At 61.8% G+C, this 24,556-nt stretch carries 29 protein-coding genes and 2 tRNA genes; 18 read left to right on the forward strand and 13 right to left on the reverse strand.

The features are described from left to right. The first annotated feature begins 213 nt into the window (after positions 1 to 213). The 4 genes from AC5QPF_RS19560 to AC5QPF_RS19575 are packed head-to-tail and all read left to right on the forward strand — an operon-like array spanning position 214 to position 4,137. The gene (locus AC5QPF_RS19560; protein ID WP_494959462.1) at positions 214 to 1,239 is read left to right on the forward strand and encodes an extracellular solute-binding protein; all 1,026 of its coding nucleotides are present in this window, start codon (positions 214 to 216) and stop codon (positions 1,237 to 1,239) included. Beyond that, positions 1,236 to 2,153 (forward strand): ABC transporter permease subunit, encoded by a 918-nt coding sequence (locus tag AC5QPF_RS19565; RefSeq protein ID WP_494959463.1) that lies wholly within the window; start codon positions 1,236 to 1,238, stop codon positions 2,151 to 2,153. The genes AC5QPF_RS19560 and AC5QPF_RS19565 overlap by 4 nt, the downstream gene beginning before the upstream one ends. 6 nt (positions 2,154 to 2,159) lie before the next feature. Beyond that, positions 2,160 to 2,969, forward strand: a complete 810-nt coding sequence (locus AC5QPF_RS19570) for an ABC transporter permease subunit (protein WP_494959464.1) — start codon at positions 2,160 to 2,162, stop codon at positions 2,967 to 2,969. A gap of 19 nt (positions 2,970 to 2,988) precedes the next feature. Continuing rightward, the gene (locus AC5QPF_RS19575; protein ID WP_494959465.1) at positions 2,989 to 4,137 is read left to right on the forward strand and encodes an ATP-binding cassette domain-containing protein; all 1,149 of its coding nucleotides are present in this window, start codon (positions 2,989 to 2,991) and stop codon (positions 4,135 to 4,137) included. 164 nt (positions 4,138 to 4,301) lie between these two features. On the opposite strand, the gene ahpF is transcribed toward AC5QPF_RS19575, so the two are convergent. From ahpF to AC5QPF_RS19610, 7 genes are all read right to left on the reverse strand, one after another. Next, a complete protein-coding gene (gene ahpF / locus AC5QPF_RS19580) occupies positions 4,302 to 5,864 on the reverse strand; it encodes an alkyl hydroperoxide reductase subunit F (RefSeq protein WP_494959466.1) in 1,563 nt (520 codons plus the stop codon). 124 nt (positions 5,865 to 5,988) lie between these two features. Further along, positions 5,989 to 6,552 carry an alkyl hydroperoxide reductase subunit C gene (gene ahpC / locus AC5QPF_RS19585; protein WP_116551789.1) on the reverse strand — a complete coding sequence of 188 codons (564 nt, stop codon included), beginning with the start codon at positions 6,550 to 6,552 and terminating at the stop codon, positions 5,989 to 5,991. A 201-nt stretch (positions 6,553 to 6,753) separates the two neighbouring features. Continuing rightward, positions 6,754 to 8,109: a glutathione-disulfide reductase gene (gene gorA / locus AC5QPF_RS19590; RefSeq protein ID WP_494959467.1), complete on the reverse strand. Its 1,356-nt coding sequence runs from the start codon at positions 8,107 to 8,109 to the stop codon at positions 6,754 to 6,756. Between the two features lie 102 nt (positions 8,110 to 8,211). After that, positions 8,212 to 9,051, reverse strand: a complete 840-nt coding sequence (gene galU, locus AC5QPF_RS19595) for a UTP--glucose-1-phosphate uridylyltransferase GalU (RefSeq protein ID WP_494959468.1) — start codon at positions 9,049 to 9,051, stop codon at positions 8,212 to 8,214. Positions 9,052 to 9,295: 244 nt separating this feature from the next. Next, positions 9,296 to 10,210: a c-type cytochrome gene (locus tag AC5QPF_RS19600; RefSeq protein ID WP_494959469.1), complete on the reverse strand. Its 915-nt coding sequence runs from the start codon at positions 10,208 to 10,210 to the stop codon at positions 9,296 to 9,298. Next, entirely contained in the window at positions 10,207 to 10,851 is a 645-nt protein-coding gene (locus tag AC5QPF_RS19605) for a c-type cytochrome (RefSeq protein WP_494959470.1), read from the reverse strand. The genes AC5QPF_RS19600 and AC5QPF_RS19605 overlap by 4 nt, the downstream gene beginning before the upstream one ends. A gap of 166 nt (positions 10,852 to 11,017) precedes the next feature. Next, positions 11,018 to 11,368, reverse strand: coding sequence for a hypothetical protein (locus AC5QPF_RS19610; protein ID WP_494959471.1), 351 nt, complete (start codon positions 11,366 to 11,368; stop codon positions 11,018 to 11,020). Positions 11,369 to 11,530: 162 nt separating this feature from the next. Here AC5QPF_RS19610 and AC5QPF_RS19615 point away from each other — a divergent pair, with 162 nt between their 5' ends. The 7 genes from AC5QPF_RS19615 (at position 11,531) to csrA (ending at position 16,297) form a co-directional block, all read left to right on the forward strand. Further along, complete coding sequence (locus tag AC5QPF_RS19615; protein ID WP_494959472.1) at positions 11,531 to 11,833, forward strand: DUF1883 domain-containing protein; 303 nt, start codon at positions 11,531 to 11,533, stop codon at positions 11,831 to 11,833. Between the two features lie 5 nt (positions 11,834 to 11,838). Continuing rightward, positions 11,839 to 12,009: a hypothetical protein gene (locus tag AC5QPF_RS19620; RefSeq protein WP_494959473.1), complete on the forward strand. Its 171-nt coding sequence runs from the start codon at positions 11,839 to 11,841 to the stop codon at positions 12,007 to 12,009. Between the two features lie 31 nt (positions 12,010 to 12,040). Beyond that, positions 12,041 to 13,114 (forward strand): nitronate monooxygenase, encoded by a 1,074-nt coding sequence (locus tag AC5QPF_RS19625; RefSeq protein WP_494959474.1) that lies wholly within the window; start codon positions 12,041 to 12,043, stop codon positions 13,112 to 13,114. Positions 13,115 to 13,202: 88 nt separating this feature from the next. After that, entirely contained in the window at positions 13,203 to 13,955 is a 753-nt protein-coding gene (gene modA, locus AC5QPF_RS19630) for a molybdate ABC transporter substrate-binding protein (RefSeq protein WP_494964211.1), read from the forward strand. After that, complete coding sequence (gene modB / locus AC5QPF_RS19635) at positions 13,955 to 14,632, forward strand: molybdate ABC transporter permease subunit (RefSeq protein WP_494959475.1); 678 nt, start codon at positions 13,955 to 13,957, stop codon at positions 14,630 to 14,632. The genes modA and modB overlap by 1 nt, the downstream gene beginning before the upstream one ends. Before the next feature lie 2 nt (positions 14,633 to 14,634). After that, positions 14,635 to 15,732 (forward strand): molybdenum ABC transporter ATP-binding protein, encoded by a 1,098-nt coding sequence (gene modC / locus AC5QPF_RS19640; RefSeq protein ID WP_494959476.1) that lies wholly within the window; start codon positions 14,635 to 14,637, stop codon positions 15,730 to 15,732. 367 nt (positions 15,733 to 16,099) lie between these two features. Next, positions 16,100 to 16,297 (forward strand): carbon storage regulator CsrA, encoded by a 198-nt coding sequence (csrA, locus tag AC5QPF_RS19645; RefSeq protein ID WP_330074515.1) that lies wholly within the window; start codon positions 16,100 to 16,102, stop codon positions 16,295 to 16,297. A gap of 87 nt (positions 16,298 to 16,384) precedes the next feature. Here csrA and AC5QPF_RS19650 read toward each other — a convergent pair whose 3' ends face one another. Genes AC5QPF_RS19650 through AC5QPF_RS19660 form a run of 3 tightly spaced genes read right to left on the reverse strand, consistent with a single transcriptional unit; the run spans position 16,385 to position 19,369 of the window. Then, the gene (locus AC5QPF_RS19650; protein WP_494959477.1) at positions 16,385 to 16,753 is read right to left on the reverse strand and encodes a response regulator; all 369 of its coding nucleotides are present in this window, start codon (positions 16,751 to 16,753) and stop codon (positions 16,385 to 16,387) included. 19 nt (positions 16,754 to 16,772) lie between these two features. Next, positions 16,773 to 18,215, reverse strand: coding sequence for an ATPase domain-containing protein (locus AC5QPF_RS19655; protein WP_494959478.1), 1,443 nt, complete (start codon positions 18,213 to 18,215; stop codon positions 16,773 to 16,775). Further along, entirely contained in the window at positions 18,194 to 19,369 is a 1,176-nt protein-coding gene (locus AC5QPF_RS19660; protein ID WP_494959479.1) for an ATP-binding protein, read from the reverse strand. The genes AC5QPF_RS19655 and AC5QPF_RS19660 overlap by 22 nt, the downstream gene beginning before the upstream one ends. A gap of 275 nt (positions 19,370 to 19,644) precedes the next feature. Between AC5QPF_RS19660 and AC5QPF_RS19665 the strand changes: the two genes are divergently transcribed. From AC5QPF_RS19665 to AC5QPF_RS19685, 5 genes are all read left to right on the forward strand, one after another. Next, positions 19,645 to 19,842 carry a hypothetical protein gene (locus tag AC5QPF_RS19665; protein ID WP_494959480.1) on the forward strand — a complete coding sequence of 66 codons (198 nt, stop codon included), beginning with the start codon at positions 19,645 to 19,647 and terminating at the stop codon, positions 19,840 to 19,842. 9 nt (positions 19,843 to 19,851) lie between these two features. Beyond that, a complete protein-coding gene (locus AC5QPF_RS19670) occupies positions 19,852 to 20,556 on the forward strand; it encodes a DUF1275 family protein (protein ID WP_494959481.1) in 705 nt (234 codons plus the stop codon). 87 nt (positions 20,557 to 20,643) lie between these two features. Beyond that, positions 20,644 to 20,728 (forward strand) — tRNA-Leu (locus AC5QPF_RS19675). Positions 20,729 to 20,859: 131 nt separating this feature from the next. After that, positions 20,860 to 21,069 carry a hypothetical protein gene (locus AC5QPF_RS19680; RefSeq protein ID WP_494959482.1) on the forward strand — a complete coding sequence of 70 codons (210 nt, stop codon included), beginning with the start codon at positions 20,860 to 20,862 and terminating at the stop codon, positions 21,067 to 21,069. Positions 21,070 to 21,125: 56 nt separating this feature from the next. Then, positions 21,126 to 21,530, forward strand: coding sequence for a bacteriocin (locus AC5QPF_RS19685; RefSeq protein ID WP_494959483.1), 405 nt, complete (start codon positions 21,126 to 21,128; stop codon positions 21,528 to 21,530). Between the two features lie 94 nt (positions 21,531 to 21,624). Here the strand turns inward: AC5QPF_RS19685 and AC5QPF_RS19690 are convergent, their stop codons facing one another. Continuing rightward, entirely contained in the window at positions 21,625 to 22,239 is a 615-nt protein-coding gene (locus AC5QPF_RS19690) for a hypothetical protein (protein WP_494959484.1), read from the reverse strand. 46 nt (positions 22,240 to 22,285) lie between these two features. Between AC5QPF_RS19690 and AC5QPF_RS19695 the strand changes: the two genes are divergently transcribed. Then, entirely contained in the window at positions 22,286 to 22,675 is a 390-nt protein-coding gene (locus tag AC5QPF_RS19695; RefSeq protein WP_494959485.1) for a hypothetical protein, read from the forward strand. 261 nt (positions 22,676 to 22,936) lie between these two features. Beyond that, positions 22,937 to 23,143, forward strand: a complete 207-nt coding sequence (locus AC5QPF_RS19700; protein WP_494959486.1) for a DUF6434 domain-containing protein — start codon at positions 22,937 to 22,939, stop codon at positions 23,141 to 23,143. Positions 23,144 to 23,819: 676 nt separating this feature from the next. Here AC5QPF_RS19700 and AC5QPF_RS19705 read toward each other — a convergent pair. After that, positions 23,820 to 24,107, reverse strand: coding sequence for a hypothetical protein (locus AC5QPF_RS19705; protein ID WP_494959487.1), 288 nt, complete (start codon positions 24,105 to 24,107; stop codon positions 23,820 to 23,822). Positions 24,108 to 24,400: 293 nt separating this feature from the next. After that, positions 24,401 to 24,474: transfer RNA gene (locus tag AC5QPF_RS19710), tRNA-Cys, on the reverse strand. Positions 24,475 to 24,556: the final 82 nt, after the last annotated feature.

Below are 24,556 nucleotides of genomic sequence, written 5' to 3' on the forward strand. Positions count from 1 at the left end.
CCAGAAAACGGATCGCCGAGTGATGGCCGGTCGCTCCGTTTCTCTTGCCAAAATCTTGGAATACCATAATATGATATCCCGTAGACCTTAAAACTGCAGGCCGGCACCTACAATCACAAACGGCCATCCACACTTTGTAAAAGCTGCTCCCCGAACATGATTGGCGGGCGACAGAAGCCCGCCTCGAATAACAAAAGCAACGAGGGCGTAACCATGCTGTTGAGCAAACGTGTAACCGCAGTGCTGTCCGCCAGCCTGCTGACCCTGGCCTGTCAGGCCTCCCAGGCCGCCGACAGCCTGAACTTCGTCAGCTGGGGCGGTACGACCCAGGACGCCCAGAAACAGGCCTGGGCCGATACCTTCACCAAGAGCAGCGACATCAAGGTCGTCCAGGACGGCCCGACCGACTATGGCAAGCTCAAGGCCATGGTCGAGAGCGGCAACGTGCAGTGGGACGTGGTCGATGTCGAAGCCGACTTCGCCCTGCGTGCCGCCAGCGAAGGCCTGCTCGAACCTCTCGACTTCAACACCATCAAGCGCGACCGCATCGATCCGCGCTTCGTCTCCGACCACGGTGTCGGTTCGTTCTTCTTCTCCTTCGTCCTCGGTTTCAACGAAGGCAAACTAGGCGGCAACAAGCCCCAGGACTGGAGCGCGCTGTTCGACACCAAGACCTACCCCGGCAAACGCGCCCTGTACAAATGGCCAAGCCCCGGCGTGCTGGAACTGGCCCTGCTGGCCGACGGCGTGCCTGCCGACAAGCTCTACCCGCTGGACCTGGACCGCGCCTTCAAGAAACTCGACACCATCAAGAAAGACATCGTCTGGTGGGGCGGCGGCGCCCAGTCACAGCAACTGCTGGCGTCCGGTGAAGCGACCCTCGGCCAGTTCTGGAACGGCCGTGTCTACGCCCTGCAACAGGACGGTGCCCCGGTGGGCGTGAGCTGGAAGCAGAACCTGGTCATGGCCGACTTCCTCGTGGTACCGAAAGGCGCGAAGAACAAGGACGCGGCCATGAAGTTCCTGGCAAATGCCAGCAGCGCCAAGGGCCAGGCCGACTTTGCCAACCTCACCGCCTACGCGCCGGTCAACCTGGACAGCATCAGCCAGCTCAAGCCGGACCTCGCACCGAACCTGCCGACCGCCTACGCTCAGGAACAGGTCACCCTGGACTTCGCCTACTGGGCGAAGAACGGTCCAGCCATCGCGACCCGCTGGAATGAGTGGCTGGTGAAATGAAAGTCGCCATCAACGCCTTGCAAAACGCGACCGGTGCCCCTGGCACCGGCGCCAAGGGAGCGGCCATGCCGTCCACGCCCCCGTTGCGCCAGCGCTGGCGCGGCAGCCGCAACCTGCTGCCGGCCCTGCTGTTCCTCGGCCTGTTCTTCTTCGCGCCGCTGATCGGCCTGCTTTTGCGCGGCGTGCTGGAACCGGTGCCGGGCCTGGGCAACTACGAACAGTTGTTCGCCAACTCGGCCTACGCCCGGGTGCTGTTCAACACCTTCTCGGTGGCCGGCCTGGTCACCCTGATCAGCGTGCTGCTCGGCTTCCCGCTGGCCTGGGCGATCACCCTGGTGCCACGCGGCTGGGGCCGCTGGCTGTTGAACATCGTTCTGCTGTCGATGTGGACCAGCCTGCTCGCCCGTACCTACTCCTGGCTGGTGTTGCTGCAGGCCTCGGGGGTGATCAACAAGGCGTTGATGGCCATGGGCATCATCGATGTGCCGCTGGAGATGGTGCACAACCTCACCGGCGTGGTGATCGGCATGAGCTACATCATGATCCCGTTCATCGTGCTTCCGCTGCAGGCGACCATGCAGGCCATCGACCCGATGGTCCTGCAGGCCGGCTCGATCTGTGGCGCCAGCCCGTGGACCAACTTCTTCAAGGTGTTCCTGCCGCTGTGCCGCTCCGGGCTGTTCTCCGGGGCATTGATGGTCTTCGTCATGTCCCTGGGCTACTACGTGACCCCGGCCCTGCTCGGCGGCGCGCAGAACATGATGCTGCCGGAGTTCATCGTCCAGCAGGTGCAGTCGTTCCTCAACTGGGGCCTGGCCAGCGCCGCAGCAGCGTTGCTGATCGTGATCACCCTGGTGCTGTTCTACTTCTATCTGAAGCTGCAACCGGAATCCCCGGTTGGCAACGCGAGGTAAGCGACCATGCTCCTGACTCCCAATGCCATGAGCCGGCGCATGCGTTTCGGGCTCTACACCACGACCGGGCTGATCGCGCTGTTCCTGCTGCTGCCGATCGTGTTCATCGTCCTGCTGTCGTTCGGTTCGTCGCAGTGGCTGGTGTTCCCGCCGCCGGGCTGGACCCTGAAGTGGTACACGCAGTTCTTCTCCAACGCCGAATGGATGGACGCGGCCCTGGCCAGCCTCAAGGTCGCCGTGCTGACCACGATCTGCGCCGTAGCCCTGGGCCTGCCCACCGCCTTTGCCCTGGTGCGCGGGCGTTTCCCCGGCCGCGAGATGCTCTATGGCCTGTTCACCCTGCCGATGATCGTGCCGCTGGTGATCATCGCCGTGGCGGTGTACGCGCTGTTCCTCAAGCTGGGCTGGACCGGCACGCTGTTTTCCTTCGTGGTCAGCCACGTGATCGTCGCCCTGCCCTTCACCATCATCTCGATCATCAACTCGCTGAAGCTGTTCGACCAGTCGATCGAGGATGCTGCGGTGATCTGCGGTGCTTCGCGCCTGCAAGCGGTGTTCAAGGTGACCTTCCCGGCGATCCGCCCGGGGATGATCGCCGGCGCCCTGTTCGCCTTCCTCGTCTCCTGGGACGAAGTGGTGCTGAGCGTGATGATGGCCAGCCCCAACCTGCAGACCCTCCCCGTGAAAATGTGGACCACCCTGCGCCAGGACCTGACGCCCGTCATCGCCGTCGCCTCGACGCTGCTGATCGGCCTGTCGGTGCTGGTCATGGTGGTCGCCGCCGCACTGCGCCGGCGCAATGAAGTCAGCGCCTGAGCGCCTGGAGAGAATAAAAATGAGTGCAGTGATCAAAGATGTCGCCCAGGCCAAGACCCTCGTCAGCCTGCGTAACCTGAACAAGCACTACGGCGACTTCGCCGCAGTGGACAACATCGACCTGGAGATCCAGGACGGCGAATTCCTCACCTTCCTCGGCTCCAGCGGCTCGGGCAAGAGCACCACCCTGTCCATGCTCGCCGGTTTCGAGACGCCGAGCAGCGGCGAGATCCTGGTCAACGGCCAGTCGCTGGTCAACGTGCCGCCGCACAAGCGCGATATCGGCATGGTGTTCCAGCGTTACTCGCTGTTCCCGCACCTGTCGGTGCGCGACAACATCGCCTTCCCCCTGGCCATCCGCAAGCGCAGCGCCGCCGAGCGCGACAAGCAAGTGGACGCCATGCTCAAGCTGGTGCAACTGGAGAAGTTCGCCCACCGCCGCCCGGCGCAACTGTCCGGTGGCCAGCAACAGCGCGTGGCCATCGCCCGAGCGCTGGTCTATGAGCCACGCATCCTGCTGATGGACGAACCCCTCGGCGCGCTGGACAAGAAACTGCGTGAAGACCTGCAGGACGAACTGCGCCAGTTGCATCGCCGGCTGGGCATCACCATCGTCTACGTGACCCACGACCAGGAAGAAGCCATGCGTCTGTCGCAGCGCATCGCGATTTTCAGCCACGGCAAGATCGTCGGTCTGGGCACCGGGTATGACCTGTACCAGAACCCGCCGAATGCCTTTGTAGCTTCGTTCCTTGGCAACTCCAATTTCCTGCGGGTGCAGGCCCAGGGCAATGGCGTCGCCAGTTTCGAGGGGCAAGCGGTGGCGATGCGCCTGACACCGGGCCTGGCCAAGGGGCAGGACGCATTGCTGATGGTGCGTCCAGAGAAGGCCCTGGCCTTGAGCCGCGAGCAAGCGGCACAGGAGCCGTTGCCAGCAGGCTGGAACGAGGTCACCGCGAAAGTGGGTGAGGTGCTGTTCCTGGGTGAGAGCCAGACTTGCAGCGTAATCACCGTTGGCGGAACGGAAATGACCGTGAAGGCCTTGTCGGCGGCGGGCATGTCGATGAAGCCCGGGGATGAGGTGAAGGTGCGCTGGGCGGTGGCGGATGCTTGCGTCTATACCGAATGGCAGGAGAGTGACCTGAGCAAGGCGGCCGGGGCGCATTAAGCCTGGGCTGAATGAAAAATCCCGGCCAATTGGCCGGGATTTTTGTTGTCTGGGCGGACGTCATCGCGGGCAACGCCCGCTCCCACAAGGATCTCTGCCAGTCACAAGATCCAGGCTCGCCGCAAATCCCCTGTGGGAGCGGGCGTTGCCCGCGATGAGGCCAGTCAGGCTGGCGCGGAGGTACGGATCAGGTGATCGAAGGCCGCCAGCGAAGCCTTGGCCCCCTCGCCCACCGCAATCACGATCTGCTTGTACGGCACCGTGGTCACGTCACCGGCCGCGAATACACCCGGCAGGTTGGTCTGGCCCTTGGCATCGACGACGATCTCGCCCCGCGGCGACAGCTCGACGGTACCCTTCAGCCAGTCGGTATTGGGCAGCAGACCGATCTGCACGAAGATCCCTTCCAGCGCCAGTTCATGCTCGGCATCGCTGGTGCGGTCCCTGTAGCGCAGGCCGTTGACCTTCTGCCCGTCACCCAGCACCTCAGTGGTCAGTGCGCTGGTGATGACCTTGACGTTCGGCAGGCTGTGCAGCTTGCGCTGTAGCACGGCGTCGGCACGCAACTGGCTGTCGAACTCGATCAGGGTCACCTGGGCGACGATACCGGCCAGGTCGATGGCCGCTTCCACGCCGGAGTTACCGCCGCCGATCACCGCCACGCGCTTGCCCTTGAACAGCGGGCCGTCACAGTGCGGGCAGTAGGCCACGCCGCGGGAGCGGTATTGCTGCTCGCCCGGAACGTTCATCTCCCTCCAGCGCGCACCGGTGGCAAGAATCACGGTCTTGGCCTTCAACGTCGCGCCGCTGGCCATGCGCACTTCGTGCAGACCACCGGCAGCGGCCGGCACCAGGGCTTCGGCGCGTTGCAGGTTCATGATGTCGACGTCGTACTGCTTGACGTGTTCTTCCAGCGCCGTGGCCAGCTTCGGGCCTTCGGTTTCCTGCACCGAGATGAAGTTCTCGATGGCCATGGTGTCCAGCACCTGGCCGCCGAAACGCTCGGCCGCGACACCGGTACGGATGCCCTTGCGCGCCGCGTAGATGGCCGCCGCGGCACCGGCCGGGCCACCACCGATCACCAGCACATCGAAGGCGTCCTTGGCGTTGAGCTTCTCGGCCTGGCGGTCAGTTGCGCCGGTATCCAGCTTGGCAACGATCTCTTCCAGACCCATGCGGCCCTGGCCGAACACTTCACCATTGAGGTACACGCTCGGCACTGCCATGACCTGGCGCGACTCGACTTCGGCCTGGAACAGCGCGCCGTCGATGGCGACATGACGCACGTTGGGGTTGAGCACCGCCATCAGGTTCAGCGCCTGGACCACGTCCGGGCAGTTCTGGCAGGACAGCGAGAAGTAGGTTTCGAAATTGAATTCGCCTTCCAGCCCGGCAATCTGTTCGATCAGCTCGGTGCTGGCCTTGGACGGGTGACCGCCGACCTGCAGCAGCGCCAGGACCAGGGAGGTGAATTCATGACCCATGGGGATGCCGGCGAAGCGCAGGCTGATCTGGCCATTCGGGCGATTGAGCGAGAACGACGGGACGCGGGCGTCAGTGCCGTCCTCACGTAGGGTAATCAGGTTCGACAGGCTGGCGATTTCGCGCAGCAGGTCGTGGAGTTCGCGGGACTTCGCGCCGTCATCAAGGGAGGCGACGATCTCGATCGGCTGAGTGACCCGCTCCAGGTAGGCTTTCAACTGAGTTTTAAGCGTGGCGTCCAACATACGGGCGATTCCTTTTCAAACAATGGAAAAAACAACGCCCGGGCGAATTCGCCCGGGCGTTTTTGCGGGGCGGGGGTACGACTAGCTAGTGCGGCTCTCCACCGCCCTCAGCGACATGACCGGCTTAGATCTTGCCGACCAGGTCCAGCGAAGGGGCCAGGGTGGCCTCGCCTTCTTTCCACTTGGCCGGGCAGACTTCGCCTGGGTGAGCGGCAACGTACTGGGCAGCCTTGACCTTGCGCAGCAGCTCGCTGGCGTCACGACCGACACCACCGTCGTTCAGCTCGACGATCTTGATCTGGCCTTCAGGGTTGATCACGAAGGTGCCACGATCGGCCAGGCCGGCTTCTTCGATCAGCACGTCGAAGTTGCGCGAGATGACGTGGGTCGGATCGCCGATCAGCGGGTACTGGATCTTGCCGATGGTGTCCGAGGTGTCGTGCCAGGCTTTGTGGGTGAAGTGGGTGTCGGTGGACACGCCGTAGATTTCCACGCCCAGCTTCTGGAACTCGGCGTAGTTGTCGGCCAGGTCTCCCAGCTCGGTCGGGCAGACAAAGGTGAAGTCGGCTGGGTAGAAGAACACAACGGACCATTTGCCTTTCAGATCGGCTTCGGAGACCTGAACGAAGTTGCCGTTGTGGTAAGCGGTTGCGTTGAACGGTTTGACCTGGCTGTTGATGATAGGCATCGGTGACTCTCCTTCAGGGGTTGTGAAAACTTGATGGAGAGATCCTAGCCAATAGAGTGGGTTAATGCTCATTGGCAAAAACCATGCGGGTGATTGGTTTTGGCTATAAGGCGGAGAAGTTAATAGAAGAATTCAAGACTAGCGCAGATCCCTGTGGGAGCTGGCTTGCCAGCTCCCACAGGGTTTTGTGTTGGCCTCGGGTCAGCGGGTCACGGTGCGCATGGTGACGAACTCTTCCGCCGCCGTCGGATGCACACCAATGGTCTCGTCGAACTGCTGCTTGGTCGCCCCGGCCTTCAGGGCGATGCCCAAGCCCTGGATGATCTCGCCGGCATCCGGCCCGACCATGTGGCAGCCCAGCACGCGGTCCGTCTCGGCATCCACCACCAGCTTCATCAGGGTCTTTTCCTGGACCTCGGTGAGGGTCAGCTTCATCGGGCGGAAGCGGCTTTCGAAGATCTTCAGCGAATGCCCGGCTTCCAGCGCCTGCTCTTCGGTCAGGCCGACAGTACCGATCGGTGGCTGGCTGAACACTGCGGTAGGAATATTGCGGTAATCCACCGCACGGTATTCCTCCGGCTTGAACAGACGCCGCGCTACCGCCATGCCTTCGGCCAGGGCCACCGGGGTCAGTTGCACGCGGCCGATCACATCGCCGATGGCGAGGATCGACGATTCATCGGTCTGGAATTCGTCGTTGACCTGAATGAAGCCGCGCTTGTCAAGTTGCACCTCGGTGTTCTCCAGGCCCAGGTTGTCCAGCATCGGCCGGCGCCCGGTGGCGTAAAACACGCAGTCGGTGACCAGCTCGCGGCCGTCCTTGAGGGTGGCCTTGAGGCTGCCATCGGCCTGCTGGTCGATGCGCGCGATATCGCTGTTGAACTGCAGGTCGAGGCCGCGCTTCTCAAGCTCTTCCTTCAGGTGCGTGCGCACCGAACCATCGAAGCCACGCAGGAACAGGTCGCCACGGTAAAGCAAGGTGGTATCGGCGCCCAGGCCCTGGAAGATCCCGGCGAACTCGACCGCGATGTAGCCACCACCCACCACCAGCACGCGCTTGGGCAGGGTCTTGAGGAAGAACGCTTCGTTGGAGCTGATCGCCAGCTCGCGCCCCGGAATGTCAGGCACCTGAGGCCAGCCGCCGGTAGCGATGAGAATATGCTTGGCCGAGTAACGCTTGCCCTCGACTTCCACCTCATGGGGTGCGGTGATCTTCGCGTGGCCTTCCAGCAGGGTCACGCCGCTGTTGACCAGGAGGTTGCGGTAAATGCCATTGAGGCGCTGGATCTCGCGGTTCTTGTTGGCGATCAACTGGCTCCAGTCGAACTGCGCGTCTTCCAGCGACCAGCCGAAGCCCGAAGCCTGCTCGAACTCGTCGGCGAAATGGGCGCCGTACACCAGAAGCTTCTTCGGCACGCAACCGACGTTGACGCAGGTCCCGCCCAGATAACGACTCTCCGCTACCGCCACCTTGGCCCCGAAGCCTGCGGCGAATCGCGAGGCACGCACACCGCCGGAACCGGCGCCAATCACAAACAGGTCAAAATCGTAGGCCATATCAATCTCCTCGGCAGGCCGCCAGCATAGCGCCAGTGATGCCCAATAAACAAAAAAGCCACCCGGAGGTGGCTTCTTTCGTACAAGGCGAAGCTACTGGACTCAGTAAGCCTTGCCCGTCTTGTAGAAGTTCTCGAAGCAGAAGTTGGTCGCCTCGATGTAGCCTTCGGCGCCACCGCAGTCGAAACGCTTGCCCTTGAACTTGTAGGCCATGACGCAGCCGTTCTGCGCCTGCTTCATCAGCGCGTCGGTGATCTGGATCTCGCCACCTTTGCCTGGCTCGGTCTGCTCGATCAGGTCGAAGATGTCCGGCGTCAGGATGTAGCGACCGATGATCGCCAGGTTGGACGGCGCGTCTTCCGGCTTCGGCTTCTCGACCATGCTGTGCACGCGATAGATGTCGTCGCGGATCATGTCGCCGGCGATCACGCCGTACTTGTTGGTTTCCTGCGGATCGACTTCCTGGATGGCGACGATCGAGCAGCGGAACTGCTTGTACAGCTTGACCATCTGGGTCAGCACGCCGTCGTCGTCCAGGTTGACGCACAGGTCGTCGGCCAGGACCACGGCGAATGGCTCGTCACCGATCAGCGGGCGGCCGGTGAGGATGGCGTGGCCCAGACCTTTCATTTCGGTCTGACGGGTGTAGGAGAAGGAGCACTCGTCCAGCAGACGGCGGATACCGACCAGGTATTTTTCCTTGTCGGTGCCCTTGATCTGGTTTTCCAGCTCGTAGCTGATGTCGAAGTGGTCTTCCAGCGCACGCTTGCCGCGGCCGGTGACGATGGAGATCTCGGTCAGGCCGGCCTCCAGGGCTTCTTCGACGCCGTACTGGATCAGTGGCTTGTTGACCACCGGCAGCATTTCCTTGGGCATGGCTTTGGTTGCTGGCAGGAAGCGGGTGCCGTAACCGGCTGCCGGGAACAAGCATTTCTTGATCATAAAAGTCCTTAACGAAGGGCTGTGCGTACGAATTTCGGCGCAGTCTAATCAGGCGGCGTGCACCTTACAATGCCCCGCCTGGCCACAACCGATGCCATCATAGAGAAATCCAGCGGGCGTTAGTTCCCGGCCATTGAAAATATTGGCTTTAAGCCATTCGTCAGACGCCACAAAGGTGGCGTTCCCATGACAGGAAACGACACCTTTGCCATCATCCTGGCGATGGCTTCTCAGACCGCCACCCTCACTTGCCGGTGCCCTGCCCGATCAGCACGCCATCGACGGTCTGGCCGTACAGGTTGACACCATCGTTGGCGTGAAACTTGACCCGGGTCTTCTCCACCGAGCCTTCGACCAGCCGCGGGTCCTGCGGCCGCTCGTGCTTGTTGACGAAGGCGGCCACGTCCCAGGCCTGCTGGTCGGTCAAACTGCCGGGCTTACCCAAGGGCATGTTGTACTTGATGAACGACGCCGCAGTATTGATCCGGTGCATGCCCGCGCCCCAATTGTAGGAGTCCTTGCCCCACAGTGGCGGCATCACGTAGTCGTCGCCGACCTTCTGGCCCTGGCCGTTGTCGCCGTGGCAGATGGCACACTGCGTCTTGTACACCTGCTCGCCGCGGGCGATGTCGTAGCCGCCTGCCGGTTGCGCGACATCGGGATAGCCTCGCCCTGCCGGCTCGACGCCGACCTGGGCCTTGCTCGCCAGCCAATAGGAATATACCGACAGCGCGGTGATCTCCGGGCTGTCAGCCGCAGGCGCCTTGCCGTTCATGCTGAACTGGAAGCAGCCCTGGATGCGCTCGGCGAAGGTGTTCACCTTGTCGTTCTTCTTGCGGTAGGCCGGGTACATCGGGTACGCGCCCCACAGCGGCGCCGAGTGGGCCAGGCGGCCCTGGTCCAGGTGGCAGTTGCTGCACTTCATGCCGTTGCCGACGTAACCCGGAGCCATGCGCTTGGTGTCGACGAACAGCGCGTAGCCGTCGCGGACCATCTTGCCGAATGCATTGTCCGGCAATTCGTCCTGGGCCGGCGGGACGAAGAAAGGCGTCTGGCTGGCCGGTGGCACCTTCAGTTGCGACTGGTCTTCCATGGCGACCTGCGCGGCATGAGCCGAACCCAACGCGAAAGCCAATGCGGAAAAAACGAATGCTTTCATGGCTTTACCTCCTGGCCGGCGGCGAAATAGTCGGCGATGGCTTTCACCTCGGCGTCGGTCATGGCCTTGGCCACGCCCACCATCAATTGGTTGGGGTCGTTGTGCCGGCTGCCGTCGCGCCAAGCGTTGAGCTGTGCGGCCAGATAGGCGGCAGGCTGGTGCGCCAGCGGCGGGAAGTGTTCGCCAACCCCGGCACCGCCTGGGCCGTGGCATTGCACGCAACCGGGAATCTGCCGACTCCAGTCTCCATACAGAGCCAGTTGCTGGACGGCGCTGCCGGCCATCTGTTGGCGGCGGTTGTCCGGCGCTGCGGGGGCCGGCATGGTAGCCAGGCTGCTGGTCACCGCGCTGATTTCCTCATCGCTCAAGGCCTTGGCCAGCGGCTCCATGATCGGGTTCTTGCGCGTGCCGTCGCGGAAATCGCGCAATTGCTTGCTCAGGTAGCCGACGGGCAAGCCGGCAAGGCGGGGAAAACCGGCAGCAGCCATACCCAGGCCATCCGGGCCATGGCAGCCCTGGCAGGCCATGGCGGCGGGATTGGTACCGCCCTGGGTGAAGACTTTCTGGCCGGGGTCGGCCTGGGCCGCCGGAATGGAAAACAACAACAGGCTGCTGATCAGGACTCGATCAAGTGGACGCATCACGGCGCTCCTTCTTATGGTTATATGCTTAGACTTAAAAAATATAAGCCTATGGATAGTAGGACTATCCACTCGCCACTACAACGGCGAGATGCACCAAGAAAGAGCACCCAGAGGCGTGAATCGATTAACCCGAAGGGTTTTGTGTTGTCTATGTGGGCTGCGGTCAGCCAGAAATACAGTGCGTCGCCGCCTTGTTCACATCGGAGAAGCGCAAAGGGAAGTTGTTCAGACGTTCATGCAGCTTGATGCTGCTGCCACTACCCCGCTCATTGATATCCATCACCGCAGCCGGCGCGTCGGCCAGCTTCTGCGGCACGATGACACGGATCGAATTCTTCTCGCGGGTCACCTGCAGCGGATCCCGACTGTCCTTCAGACGCTCCTGGAAACACGTCAGGTATTGCTCCGGCGACTTGCCGGACATCACCGCCAGGGTCTCAGGGCTCTGCTCCAGCTCGGCCACACTGGCACAACCGGTCAGCGTCAACGCCAAGGCAGATACAAACCATTTCATCGAGTCCCTCTCCCAACTTCAAAAAACTGTAAGACCGCTATTAGGCCAATTTGCTCCGCAGAATGTCAGATTTATCATGAGGAATGTGACGAGTCCTACATTCATCCACCCTCCTTCTGTTATCGTGCCGGTTTGCCGAAACATCCCTTGCGGAGCCGTGACATGAAATTCGTACACCAGCGCGAACACCTCAACGAAGACGATATCGTCGTCATCGAGTGTTCCCAGCGCTGCAATATCCGTCTGATGAACGATGCCAACTTCCGCAGTTTCAAGAATGGCGGCCGGCACACTTATCACGGCGGCGCTTTCGACAAGTTCCCGGCGAAGATCACGGTGCCGAGCACCGGTTTCTGGAACATCACCCTGGATACCGTGACCACGCGACCGATCTCGGTGACCCGCAAGCCGGCCTTCACCCACAAGATCAAGATCATCCGTCGTTCGACGTCGCAACTGAGATAAGCCCCATGACCACCACCATCAAATACGTGATCAAGTACAAGCTCGACGGCGAACGCCGCTGGGACTTCGCGCACCTGCCGGACAACTCGCAGGAGCAGGCACTGGATGCGCTGCGCAAGATCCACGGCGACGACGCCGAGAAGATCACCGACATCCAGGTCAGCAAGGCGCTCTGAGGCCCGCGACCGCAGCAAGGAGAACGCAGCAATGAGTCAGTGGCCGGATTCGCGCATCCTCGACCTGTTCGCCATCGAACTGCCGGTCCTCCAGGCGCCCATGGCCGGCGCTACCGGATCGGCCATGGCCATTGCCGTGAGCAATGCAGGCGGTCTCGGTTCCCTGCCCTGCGCCATGCTCAGCGCCGAGCAGATCCGCCAGGAACTGGAAGCCTTCCGCCAGGCCAGCCGCGGCCCGCTCAACGTCAACTTCTTCTGCCACACCCCGCCCGCCAGCGACCCGGCACGCATCGAGCGCTGGAAACAGGCACTCAAGCCTTATTACGAGGAAGTCGGCGCCGATTTCGACGCGCCGACGCCGGTGTCCAGCCGCGCGCCGTTCGATGACGCGGCCTGCGCGCTGGTCGAGGAGTACCAACCAGAAGTGGTCAGTTTCCACTTCGGCCTGCCCGAGCCGCGCCTGCTGGCACGGGTCAAGGCCACGGGCGCCAAGGTGATCTCCAGCGCCACCACGGTGGCCGAGGCGCTGTGGCTGGAGCAGCAAGGCTGCGACGCGATCATCGCCATGGGCTACGAGGCCGGCGGCCATCGCGGCATGTTCCTCAGCGAGGACCTGAACAGCCAGGTCGGCACCTTTGCCCTGGTCCCGCAGATCGCCGACGCGGTGCGCGTGCCGGTGATCGCCGCCGGCGGCATCGGCGACGCCCGAGGTATCGCCGCGGCCCTCACCCTCGGCGCAGCGGCCGTGCAACTGGGCACCGCCTACCTGTTCTGCCCGGAAAGCAAGGTGTCCGCGGCGCACCGCCAGGCCCTGCGCACCGCGCCGGAAAGCGACACGGCGCTGACCAACCTCTTCACCGGACGCCCGGCCCGCGGCATCATCACCCGGATCATGCGCGAACTGGGCCCGGTCAGCGCGCTGGCCCCGGCCTTCCCCCTCGCCGGTGGCGCACTGATGCCGATCCGCGCGATCAGCGAGCCCCAGGGCAGCAGCGACTTCAGCAACCTCTGGTCCGGCCAGGCCCTGCGCCTCGGCATCGAGCTGCCGGCGGCCGAATTGACACGCAAACTTGGCCAGGAAGCCCTTGCCCTGGTTCGTCGCTGAAACAAAGCTTCCCGTTTGCGAGACAATCGCTATATATTCAAATATATAGCGATTGGCCTTCACTCACCCACGGAGCTGTTTCATGCGTATGTCTGCACCTCGTATTGCCCTGACTGGCCTGTTCACCTTGATGGCGCTCAACAGCGCGTGGGCCGATGACGTCCAGGTCGCCGTCGCGGCCAACTTCACCGCACCGATCCAGGCAATCGCCAAGGACTTCGAAAAAGACACCGGCCACAAGCTGGTCGCCGCCTTCGGCGCTACAGGCCAGTTCTACGCGCAGATCAAGAACGGCGCGCCGTTCGAGGTCTTCCTTGCCGCCGACGATACCACCCCGGCCAAGCTGGAAAGCGAAGGCGCCACCGTCAAGGGCTCGCGTTTCACCTATGCGGTGGGCACCCTGGCCCTGTGGTCGGCCAAGCCCGGTTATGTCGACGCCAAGGGCGAAGTACTGAAGAAGAACGAATTCCAGCACCTGTCCATCGCCAACCCGAAAGCCGCGCCCTACGGCCTGGCCGCCACCCAGGTACTGGACAAGCTGAAACTGACCGAAGCCACCAAGGCCAAGATCGTCGAAGGCCAGAACATCACCCAGGCCTTCCAGTTCGTCTCCACCGGCAACGCCGAACTGGGCTTCGTCGCCCTGTCGCAGATCTACCAGGACGGCAAGGTCACCAACGGTTCGGCGTGGATCGTTCCGGCCGAGCTGCATGACCCGATCCGCCAGGACGCGGTGATCCTGGAGAAAGGCAAGGACAACCCGGCCGCCAAGGCCCTGGTCAACTACCTGAAAGGGCCCAAGGCCGCTGCAGTCATCAAGTCCTACGGCTACGAACTCTGATGCCGCTCGACGCCAGCGATTTCGGCGCAATCTGGCTGACCCTCAAGCTGGCGTCGCTGACCACCCTGATCTTGTTACTGGTAGGTACGCCGATCGCCTGGTGGTTGGCGCGCACCCGCTCCTGGTTGCGCGGGCCGGTGGGCGCGGTGGTAGCCCTGCCCCTGGTGTTGCCGCCGACGGTGATCGGTTTCTACCTGCTGCTGGCCCTCGGACCCCACGGTTTCATCGGCCAGACCACCCAGGTCCTGGGCCTGGGTACAGTGGTGTTCAGCTTTACCGGGCTGGTGATCGGCTCGGTGGTGTATTCCATGCCGTTCGTGGTGCAGCCGTTGCAGAACGCCTTCACCGCGATCGGCGAACGCCCGCTGGAGGTGGCCGCAACCTTGCGCGCCAGCCCGTGGGACACCTTCTTCAGCGTGGTCCTGCCCCTGGCCAGGCCCGGCTTCATCACCGCCAGCATCCTCGGCTTCGCCCATACCGTAGGTGAGTTCGGCGTGGTCCTGATGATCGGCGGCAACATCCCCGACAAGACCCGCGTGGTCTCGGTACAGATCTTCGACCACGTCGAGGCCATGGAGTACGCCCAGGCCCACTGGCTGGCCGGCGCGATGCTGGTGTTCTCGTTCGTGGTACTGCTGGCGCTGTACGGCAGCCGCGGCAAATCGGCCTGGAGTTGAACATGACCTCGTCCATCCGCGCCCGGGTGAACATCGCCCGCGACGACTTCACCCTGGACGTCGACCTGAACTTGCCCGGTCGTGGTGTCAGCGCCCTGTTCGGCGCCTCCGGTTCGGGCAAGACCACCTGCCTGCGCTGCCTGGCCGGCCTGGAGCGGGCCGGCGACGCCTATATCGAAGTCGAGGGCAAGGTCTGGCAGGACTCGGCCAACGGCATCTTCGTACCACCGCACCAGCGCCCGATCGGCTACGTGTTCCAGGAAGCCAGCCTGTTCAGCCACCTCTCGGTGCGCGGCAACCTGGAGTTCGGCTGGCGCCGCATCGATCCCGCCACGCGCCGCATCAGCCTGCAGCAAGCCTGCGAGTTGCTGGGCATCGATCACCTGCTGGCGCGCAAGGCCGACACCCTCTCCGGCGGCGAGCGCCAGCGCGTCGGCATCGCCCGCGCTCTGCTCACCAGCCCGCGCCTGCTGCTGATGGACGAGCCGCTGGCAGCCCTCGATGCCCCGCGCAAGCGAGAAATCCTGCCGTACCTGGAACGCCTGCACGGCGAACTGCAGATCCCGCTGATCTACGTCAGCCATGCCCAAGAGGAAGTCGCCCGCCTCGCCGACCACCTGGTGTTGCTGGAACAGGGCAAGGTCCTCGCCAGCGGCCCGCTCAACCAGACCCTCGCCCGCCTCGATCTGCCCCTGGCTCAGGACGAAGACGCCGGGGTGATCATCGAAGGCCGCAGCGGTGCCTACGATGCCACTTACCAGTTGCTCGACCTGCACCTGCCGGACAGCGACCTGCGCTTGCGCATTCCCCATGCGCCACTGCCTGCCGGGTCCAGCCTGCGAGTCAAGATCCAGGCCCGTGACATCAGCCTGAGCCTCGCCGAGGACAACCGATCGAGCATCATCAACCGTTTGCCCGTCACCCTGCGCGCCTTGAGCGAGCAGGGTAATCCGGCGCAAGTGCTGGTCAGCCTGGACGCCGCTGGACACCCGTTGCTGGCCCGGGTCACCCGCTACTCCAGCGACCAGCTCGGCCTGCACGTGGGACAGCGTCTCTGGGCGCAGATCAAAGGTGTGGCACTGCTGGGCCACGCCGCCTGACCTCGCACTTTCGCGCCTCGGCAAGGGCGCCAAGTTACCTTGCCAAGCATGAATGAAACTCATTTAAATCAATGAGTTAAACCCACATAAAATGAAAGTTATTTCATGAAAGTTTCTCTTTTTATAAGAGAAATTTCCCATATGCCTTCAAGCCCCCTATGCTTGCGGGGTGGAGCATTTCGCGAGGCGAATGTTCCGACTATCCGAACAACTCCCAACCGAAAAAGACATCAGCAAATATTTTGCTCGGGGAATTAATTTTCAACGAATGCGTCTTTAATGAAGGGAAAGAGGGAAGCGCTCCCCGGCGCCCCCATCCTCCGTGGGTTCAGCCCATGAGGCATTTCAAGTTACCAAGGAGAAGTACATGCTGATACTCACCCGCAAGGTTGGCGAAAGCATCGTTATCGACGATGACATCAAGGTCACCATTCTAGGCGTCAAAGGGATGCAAGTGAGGATCGGTATCGACGCACCGAAGAACGTCCAGGTGCATCGTGAAGAGATCTACAAACGCATTCAGGCTGGCAGCCCGGCACCGGAGAAAGGAGAAGGCAATCTGTAAGTTGTCCGCATGACTCGAGTCGCACGGATGCGCCTGGTCCAGTGCCATCGTGGACCGCCTACCTCCTGTTGATCGCTCTACCGGGGCTCACCCCCCGGGCGACGGCATCAATTGCCGGACCATGGCGATCAGGGTTTCGGGATCGAAAGGCTTATCCAGAACCCCATCGAACAGCCCGGGATTTTCCCGGCCGATACTGCCTTGCGCGCCACTCATGAGAATGATCGGCAGCGTCTTGAATTGCGGGTCGTCGCGCAGCGTGCGGGCCAGTTCCTCGCCATTCATCGCCGGCATCATGTAGTCGGTGATCAGCAGCTCGACCCGTGTCTTGTTCAGCACTTCCAGGGCCTTCTCGCCGTTGCCGGCCTTTTCTACCTGATACCCCGCATCCTCCAGGGCGAACGCCAGGATATCGGAGATCACGTACTCGTCGTCGACTACCAGGACCGTGCTCATATCGTCAGACCGCAGCCCCTCAGGACCGCTCCAGCGGCTGCGCCGTGCCCGAAAGCACTGCGGCGGCCTCGTTGAATGCCTTGTGCAGCTCCATCCCACCTTCGCCGAAGACCACCTCCAGCAATGCCGGGTCATAGCGACTGTCGCGCACCTTGAGTATCGACAGCACGCGCTTGAGCTGCGAGTTGAGTTCGACGAAACGCATCAGCAGCAGGTTGTCGACGATGCTCGACAGCTCCGGTGCCGGGGCGATGATTTCCGAGCCGAACAGGTCGCGCATTTCCCAGGTTGCCAGCACGGTCACGTCGTGGGCCCGCAGCTCACCCATCAGGGCGCGGAAGAATTCGTTCAGGCGCTCCGGGCGGGTAGCCAGGCGTGCAAAGGCGCCAAGGTTGTCGATGACCACCCGCTTGATACCCAACGCAACGACCTGCCGTACCAGGCGTGCACCGACATCGTCGAGCAAGCCTTCGGTGGTCGGTTGCCAGAGGATGTGCAGCGCCCCGTCCCGTTCCAGCGCCGAGACATCCAGACCGAGACTGGCCGCTTTCATGCGCAGGCGGGTGGCGGACTCATAGAAACCGAAGTACAGAGCCGGCGCCGCAGGCGTGGCGGCGCAGAGGAAACTCAGGCCCAGGGAGGTCTTGCCGCTGCCGGAAGGGCCCATGACCAGGGTCACCGAACCCTGCGCCAGACCGCCGGCGAGCAGGGTGTCCAGGCAGTGCACACCGCTGCTCACCTGCGCCCAGGTTTCGCTGCCGGGGCCGGACGGATGGCTGTAGAGCGATTCAAGCCGCGGATACACCAGCAGGCCGTCGGCGGTGATCTCGCACTCATGCAGCCCGGACAACGCCGCGCTGCCACGGGTCTTGCGCAGCTGGATACGGCGCACCGCGCGGGCGCCGTGCAGGTCCTCGCCGAGCTCGATTACACCATCGACCATGGTGTGCTCGGGGCAGTCTTCTTCCAGGTGGATGCTGGTCAACAGAAGCAAGGTGCAACTGGCGAACGCAGCATGGGCCTGCAGCTCGGAGATGAACTTCTTGGTGTCGAGCACGGTTTCCGCCCGCGAGCGGGCATTGAGCAGGCCGTCGATGATCAACAGCGACGCACGGTGCCGGGCAATCTCGCTGCGCAGCAGCCGCACCACCGCCTCCAGACCTTCCTGCTCCAGGGTGTCGAAGGCACTGAGGAACTGGATCTGGTCGCCGATTTTCGCCGGGTCGAAGAACGACAAGGTCGACAGGTACTGGAACAGGCGCTCATGGGATTCGCTGAGCAGGGTTGCCACCAGCACCCGGCCACCCCGCGCAACATGATTGAACGCCAGTTGATTGGCCAACACGGTCTTGCCGGAGCCAGGACGACCCTGGACGATATAGGCGGCGCCTGCGATCAATCCGCCCTTGAGCAGATCGTCGAGGCCCTGGATGCCGGTCTCTAGACGCTGGAGCTGTTCCACGATGCACTGCCCTCCCCGTTACTGACGACTGCCGGCAGGCACAGGGTCATGCAGGTACCTTCCCCCGGCACGCTATCGACCCAGATACCGCCATTGCTCTGCTTGGCAAAACCATACACCTGACTCAGCCCCAGCCCCGTGCCCTTGCCGAATCCCTTGGTGGTGAAGAACGGTTCGAAGATCCGTTGCAGCACGTCTTCTTCGATACCCTTGCCAGTATCCGTGACGCTGATCAGGGCGAAGGCCCCGACCAGGTCGTCACGCCCCCCAAGGAGCATCTGGTTGCGTGCGTGGATGCGAATCTCGCCGCCCTCTTCCATCGCATCGCGGGCGTTCAGCACCAGGTTGAGCAGGACCATCTGCAACTGCCCTGCGTCCACTTCGACCGGTGCCAGGCCTTCATCGCACAGCACATGCAACTCGATATCCTTGGGCAGCGCCTGGTGCAACAATGCCCGAATCGACTCGACCACCTCCGCCAGGTCTACCCGTACCACGTTCTGTTCCTTGCGCCGGGCAAAGCTGAGCAACTGCTGAGTCATCTGGCTGCCGCGCTGGCCGGCGTCGATCACGTGTTCCAGCAAGCGCCGGGTGCGTTGCGGATCCGGGCTTTTGATCGCCAGCTTGGCCGAGTTGAGGATGATGGTCAGCAGATTGTTGAAATCGTGGGCCATGCCGCCAGTCAACTGGCCAAGGGCTTCGAGCTTCTGCGACTGGAACAGTTGCGCGCGCATGGCATCGAGTTGCAAGGCCGCATCGCGGCGATCGGTGATGTCACGGGTAATCTTGGCCAGACCGATGACCTTGCCTTCCGGCGAACGCACCACATCCAGCGCCACCAAAGCCCAGAAGCGGGTACCGTCCTTGCGCACGCGCCACCCTTCATCCTGGGCGCGGTCGTCGCTGATAGCCTTGCCCAGCAGATAGGCCGGACGCCCATCAAGACAGTCCTGCTCAGTGAAGAACAACGAGAAATGTCGACCGATGACCTCATCGGCACGGTATCCTTTGATGCGCTCGGCACCGGCGTTCCAGGAAACGATATGGCCGCTGAGGTCCATCATGTAGATGGCGTAGTCCACCACGGTCTGCACGAGTTGCTCGTACAGGCTGGAGTTCATGCCATGCAGGTCCTGGGGTTCGGAAGGATCCATTTCGGGGTCCGCTGACTGTTATTGGAGTGTAGCTACAGCATACGCTGAGGATGACACCGAGTGAGGCGTATTCCTGCACTGAAGTTCAATCTCCTGCCAGATACATCGCGATGCAGACCATATATTTGCCCCATAACCATTGCGCTGGATCAAGGTATAGCGCGATTGTAGCGGGCGCGCCTGCGGGAACAGCGGCGAGTTGCTATAGTCTGCGCGCCCGGCGGTTACGACAGACACGCGGTTGAGGAAAAGGGACCTTGGTCATCGACACACGCATGAAACGCATCCACGACGATCTCGAACACACCGCCGACGGCATGGAACAGCTGGCCCATGGTCTGGCCGGCCATGCCCTGTACCTGCGCAACTCGGTGCATGCCGAGGATGCCGTCGAAGTGAGCGAACGGGTCACCGGGCTCAAGGCTTCGATCAGCGACCTGCGTGCGGTCGCCAACAGCATCGAGCGCGACTGAGCTGCCGGTATGCTGCCCGAACATCCCGGCGCGATCCGCAGGCCGCAAGCACTGCACTTGTACCGTCAACGTGGCCGGGTCGGGCTGTTCTTCGTCGGCGGCCTTTCGATACTGGCCGGCATGACCGATGCCATCGGTTTTCTCGCCAGCGGCGATTTCGTCTCCTTCATGAGCGGCAACACCACGCGCCTGGCGGTGGCGGTCAGCGAGGGCAAGTTCTCGCTGATACTGCGCCTGGCCCTTCTGGTGGTCACCTTCGTCATCGGCAACGCCCTTGGCGTGATGATCGCCCGCTCCAGTCGCAAACGTGCCTGGCCACTGCTGGCTCTCACCGCCCTGCTGCTGATGGCCGCCGCGTTCTGCGGCGACTACCTCGAACTGCTGGCCCTGCTCGCGGCCATCCTGGCCATGGGCATGCTCAATGCGGCGGTCGAGGAAGTGAATGGTCTGCCCATCGGCCTCACCTACGTCACCGGCGCCCTTTCGCGCTTTGGGCGGGGCCTGGGGCGCTGGTTGATGGGCGAACGCCGCAGTGGCTGGCGCATGCAACTGGTGCCCTGGGGCGGCATGTTGTTTGGCGCGGTGCTCGGGGGCTGGCTGGAATACCGCCTGGGGTTTGCCGCGCTGATCTTCAGCAGCATTCTAGCTGCCCTGCTTGGCCTGGCGTCGTTGCTGATCCCGCGGCGCTGGGTGCAGCGCTACATGGCACGCTGAGCCGTTGCCCTGACCATTGACGGGAATATAACGATGAGTTATAAAGCCCGCTTGCTTAGAGAAGCTTCCTGAATCTCGAGGCAAGCTGCGAGTGTGGTGGAATTGGTATACACAGCAGACTTAAAATCTGTCGGCGCAAGCCTTGCGGGTTCGAGTCCCGCCACTCGCACCAATCTCCGAAAAGCGCCCATCGAGGCGCTTTTTTCATGTCCGCCAATGACTTGGCGGTGCCTTTGCAACAAATCGCAAAAATCACGGTCATAGCAGCGCCCTCGATCTACCGCCCTGCGGCGGTTAAAGGAAATGACCGTGCTGACCCGCCTGACCCAGTGTTCCCTGCTTGCCGCGATCCTGCTCTCGGCCGGCTGCGCTCATCACCACCGTCACCACGACCGTGACGACGACGGCTGGCGCGATCGCGACCAGCGCCGCTGGCACGATGACGGCCGCCGTCGCTACGACGATCGCTACGACTACCGTCGCGATGATCGCCGCTACCGCGACGATGATTGATTACACCCTGCCTGCCCCTGCCCAACTGACTGCTCCCCTGCCCTGAGGTTTCTCCCATGCGTCTTTCGCTGCCTACCCTCGCTCTAGGTTTTCTGATGTCCCAAGCCGCCATCGCCGGTGACGGTACCACCGCCATTGGTGGCGGTCTCGGTGGCGTGCTGGGTAATGTGGTCGGCCAGCAGATTGGAGGCAGCGCCGGCGCGACAATTGGTGCCGGCCTGGGCGGTGCGGCCGGCAGTGCGGTGGCAGCGAAGAAGGGTAACCGCACCGAAGCCGCGATCGGTGGCGGCATTGGCTCAGCGGGCGGCTCTTTTCTGGGCGGCAAGATGGGCGGCTCGACCGGCTCGATGATCGGCGCCGGCCTCGGCGGTGCAGCCGGTGGTGCGGTGGGTAACCACCTGGCGGATGACAACCGCGACTCCGGGAAACACAAGCACAAGCGCCGTCATCGGCATCGCTGAGAGACACGGCGCTACTGATTTGTGGGAAGTGGCGCCGCCCTCAGCTCGAAACGCTCCTTCAGCCAAGCGCTCTCATGCAGGAAGCGGGATCGGATCAGGCTACGGGCAAGCCCGCCAAGCGCGCCAGCGTCGGGTAGTCCAACCCACCGGTTACCGTCCTCAGGTAGGCATCGATGGCCTGGTCATCCTCGACCATCGCCAGCATCTGCCGATGCCTGGCATGGGCCAGTTTCGACTCGGCCGAGGTCTGCGGCTGCAAGGCCATCTGGACCAGGGTTTCCTTGGCATGCTCGGGAATTTCCCGGTAATACCGGTACTCCGTCGTGCCCTTGAGCAGCACCCGGTCGAGCACGATGAAACTGCCTGTCGGCAGGATGTCCGGATTCTCGGTACGGCTCAACGCCATGTCGATCTTGCGTCCACGGAACTCCACCCAGCCATGGGACGCAACACCGCCCCACGAGCCCTCACCGACCCAGCCGATGACCGCATCGACGTCGATGTTGCGTTCTTGCTTCAGGTAACGCTTTAGGAAAAACGACAGGTGATAGCAACCACCCCACATGCCACCTTCCATGACGATTTTCTGGTGAATACGCGTGGCGATATCGACAATGCAACGCTCTTCAGCGGACAGAGCCAGTAGCCATTCTCGATCCAGACTTTCTAATTTTCCCGCCAACAGTTTGCGCTGCCGTGCTTGGCCCATGGCTTTGCGTCCTGCAAAGTTGATTAGTACGCAAACGTTAACCGCGATGATCAACCCCCACAATGCGTCAAATGTGAAACACCGCAGATTTCATCAAAACGACGGCGGGCTTAAATTTAACTTCATCAACGCCAAAAAAAATTTCATTAACGATTCAAAATGGCCGTTTGACGCGAGCGCCTATTCGAACGCATGCCCACCACCCGATACAGCACTTGATGCGCTTGATGGGCCGCAGGCAAATCAGCTTGCCGGAGGCTTTCGTGCCCTCAGCAGCGCGAACGCGATATTGGGCAACATCATGATGCCAAGCATGCCCCAGAACCCGACCTTGCCCGCTTCATGCAGGGCAGCGCCCAAGACGATGAACGCCAACAGGGCGACGAAGCGCAACGACACGAACTTTTCCAAGCCTCTCACCCTGGTTCTCCGTTAATTTACCGTCCAAAGAAAAACCCCGCAGATCCTGATCTACGGGGTATGAAAAGTGGAGGCTGTTGCCAGATTCGGATCGATGTACAGCCCAGTCAACATTGACTTTGATATCAACCACTTATCACGAATCAGCCTTCGTAGGCGGCGGAATCATGCCCCTTGGAGCCCTTTGGAATCAAGCACCAGCCACCCGCGCCCATCAGTGATTTGTGCCGCAGCCACTGCTACGCTGCGGATGAATTCACTCTACAGGGACATGGAGATGAGCTTCGACTGGCACGCCGGACCAATCACCCGCGCCACCCCACTCGACCAGAATTACCGCAACACATATCAGGTTAGGCAGTTCCTGGTGCGCGAATGCGGCGAAGATTTCAGGTTTGATCGTGCCTTCATGGCGTGGATCAAGAGTGGCGCAGCAACCAGCATGGGCGAGGTCGCGGATGAATGGCTGCGACGGCGCAGGTGAGCGATGGGTTGTTCGAGCAACCGAGCAACCACTGTGACATTCAGAGCCCGCTGAGTATGTTTGATCTTAACGCCCGAATTTCAAATCCTGAACTTGAAATAATGCGCCGTTAGGGGGTATCCGTGTGCACCTTGAAAAGTAAGGACGCTCATCAAATGGGTAATCAAAAAACTCATGACCATTGCGCTTGCCGCAATAACTCTTTCTGGCTGCGTGACAGCTCCGAACTGGAAAAATCGAGGTCCGACGACGCTTGTCACTGAAAAAGGAATGATCACTTGTTACACAGATGCAAATATCATTGATGACACAGGGGATGGAAGGCACCCTTTGCGCCACTCCTGAATCTGGCTTCTTTGGTGGAGGAGAGTCAGAAATCTCCTGCGGCCGGTGGTGAGAGCATCGAAAGCGCGAGAGAAACCCGGCCCCTGCTCAAGGCCTTCACCAACTTGATCCGTGCACTTACCACAGCCAGGCCGAATCGTTCGCTGGACAACCACCCCTCACCCATTACCGGCGATACACCGGATGGGCCGAGGGTATGTCGATCAGTTTCGAAGCCCACCTGCCGGGCAAACGCATCGAGCCAGGCCAAGACAGCGTCAGCCTTACCGTAAGGAACCTGCCGATGCAGTTGCGTCAACCAGCTCAAGCGACAATCAGCAAAACGGAGCCTCTATTTAGAGCGCTCGTACTCGAAGCCGTCCCCAGTCTTCTTGATCTTGGTGCCCGGCTCGGTGGCACGGTGGACCACATAGCACACGCCCGCTACGGCAGCGATACCCAATGCAACCTTGGGGTTCTTGCCGATGAAAGTGAGCACTTTTCCTGCGAGCTTCACGGTATCCGCACTATTCAGCACAGCAGGAACAGCGGCAGCGGCTAATGCAATCTTGCCGGCATTTCTAGCTATCAAACCCTCATCAACTGCATTGCCCGTTGCGTGATCGTATGTCCTGCTCATGACCGTCTCCTCTGCCTGGAAACCGTAAGTGTAGGGAAAGTTTAGAGAGATAGACAGGCTGCGCTTATCAAACTGCCAGCATCTCGCATCCGACCGCAGAGGGCGGCGCATGCATGCAGAACGTCTTAGCACCAGCTTCCATTACAAGACCACTCCCCCCGCCGTTCTCGAAGCGAGCCCGACACGAGAAGCTCGAGGAATCAGACGAAGCAAGGCATGATGCGGAAACGATTGGCGAATTCCGTCCAAATAAAAAGCCCCCGCAGACGATAATCTGCGGGGGCTTTCGAATATGGAGGCCGAGGTCGGAATCGAACCGGCGTAGACGGATTTGCAATCCGGAGCATAACCACTTTGCTACTCGGCCTCTGATGAGCTTCGGAAATCTTCGATTTACCTAACTCTTTGAAAACGTTGAGGTTTTTATTTCTCGTCGCTTTCGATGGACG

The organism is Pseudomonas sp. Con_6, assembly GCF_059379395.1.

Bases quoted from the DNA above. Each gene is read 5' to 3' on its own strand.
- AC5QPF_RS19560 (WP_494959462.1), top strand. From the start codon at position 214: ATGCTGTTGAGCAAACGTGTAACCGCAGTGCTGTCCGCCAGCCTGCTG.
- AC5QPF_RS19565 (WP_494959463.1), top strand. From the start codon at position 1,236: ATGAAAGTCGCCATCAACGCCTTGCAAAACGCGACCGGTGCCCCTGGC.
- AC5QPF_RS19570 (WP_494959464.1), top strand. From the start codon at position 2,160: ATGCTCCTGACTCCCAATGCCATGAGCCGGCGCATGCGTTTCGGGCTC.
- AC5QPF_RS19575 (WP_494959465.1), top strand. From the start codon at position 2,989: ATGAGTGCAGTGATCAAAGATGTCGCCCAGGCCAAGACCCTCGTCAGC.
- ahpF (WP_494959466.1), bottom strand. From the start codon at position 5,864: ATGTTGGACGCCACGCTTAAAACTCAGTTGAAAGCCTACCTGGAGCGG.
- ahpC (WP_116551789.1), bottom strand. From the start codon at position 6,552: ATGCCTATCATCAACAGCCAGGTCAAACCGTTCAACGCAACCGCTTAC.
- gorA (WP_494959467.1), bottom strand. From the start codon at position 8,109: ATGGCCTACGATTTTGACCTGTTTGTGATTGGCGCCGGTTCCGGCGGT.
- galU (WP_494959468.1), bottom strand. From the start codon at position 9,051: ATGATCAAGAAATGCTTGTTCCCGGCAGCCGGTTACGGCACCCGCTTC.
- AC5QPF_RS19600 (WP_494959469.1), bottom strand. From the start codon at position 10,210: ATGAAAGCATTCGTTTTTTCCGCATTGGCTTTCGCGTTGGGTTCGGCT.
- AC5QPF_RS19605 (WP_494959470.1), bottom strand. From the start codon at position 10,851: ATGCGTCCACTTGATCGAGTCCTGATCAGCAGCCTGTTGTTGTTTTCC.
- AC5QPF_RS19610 (WP_494959471.1), bottom strand. From the start codon at position 11,368: ATGAAATGGTTTGTATCTGCCTTGGCGTTGACGCTGACCGGTTGTGCC.
- AC5QPF_RS19615 (WP_494959472.1), top strand. From the start codon at position 11,531: ATGAAATTCGTACACCAGCGCGAACACCTCAACGAAGACGATATCGTC.
- AC5QPF_RS19620 (WP_494959473.1), top strand. From the start codon at position 11,839: ATGACCACCACCATCAAATACGTGATCAAGTACAAGCTCGACGGCGAA.
- AC5QPF_RS19625 (WP_494959474.1), top strand. From the start codon at position 12,041: ATGAGTCAGTGGCCGGATTCGCGCATCCTCGACCTGTTCGCCATCGAA.
- modA (WP_494964211.1), top strand. From the start codon at position 13,203: ATGTCTGCACCTCGTATTGCCCTGACTGGCCTGTTCACCTTGATGGCG.
- modB (WP_494959475.1), top strand. From the start codon at position 13,955: ATGCCGCTCGACGCCAGCGATTTCGGCGCAATCTGGCTGACCCTCAAG.
- modC (WP_494959476.1), top strand. From the start codon at position 14,635: ATGACCTCGTCCATCCGCGCCCGGGTGAACATCGCCCGCGACGACTTC.
- csrA (WP_330074515.1), top strand. From the start codon at position 16,100: ATGCTGATACTCACCCGCAAGGTTGGCGAAAGCATCGTTATCGACGAT.
- AC5QPF_RS19650 (WP_494959477.1), bottom strand. From the start codon at position 16,753: ATGAGCACGGTCCTGGTAGTCGACGACGAGTACGTGATCTCCGATATC.
- AC5QPF_RS19660 (WP_494959479.1), bottom strand. From the start codon at position 19,369: ATGGATCCTTCCGAACCCCAGGACCTGCATGGCATGAACTCCAGCCTG.
- AC5QPF_RS19665 (WP_494959480.1), top strand. From the start codon at position 19,645: ATGAAACGCATCCACGACGATCTCGAACACACCGCCGACGGCATGGAA.
- AC5QPF_RS19670 (WP_494959481.1), top strand. From the start codon at position 19,852: ATGCTGCCCGAACATCCCGGCGCGATCCGCAGGCCGCAAGCACTGCAC.
- AC5QPF_RS19680 (WP_494959482.1), top strand. From the start codon at position 20,860: ATGACCGTGCTGACCCGCCTGACCCAGTGTTCCCTGCTTGCCGCGATC.
- AC5QPF_RS19685 (WP_494959483.1), top strand. From the start codon at position 21,126: ATGCGTCTTTCGCTGCCTACCCTCGCTCTAGGTTTTCTGATGTCCCAA.
- AC5QPF_RS19690 (WP_494959484.1), bottom strand. From the start codon at position 22,239: ATGGGCCAAGCACGGCAGCGCAAACTGTTGGCGGGAAAATTAGAAAGT.
- AC5QPF_RS19695 (WP_494959485.1), top strand. From the start codon at position 22,286: ATGATCAACCCCCACAATGCGTCAAATGTGAAACACCGCAGATTTCAT.
- AC5QPF_RS19700 (WP_494959486.1), top strand. From the start codon at position 22,937: ATGAGCTTCGACTGGCACGCCGGACCAATCACCCGCGCCACCCCACTC.
- AC5QPF_RS19705 (WP_494959487.1), bottom strand. From the start codon at position 24,107: ATGAGCAGGACATACGATCACGCAACGGGCAATGCAGTTGATGAGGGT.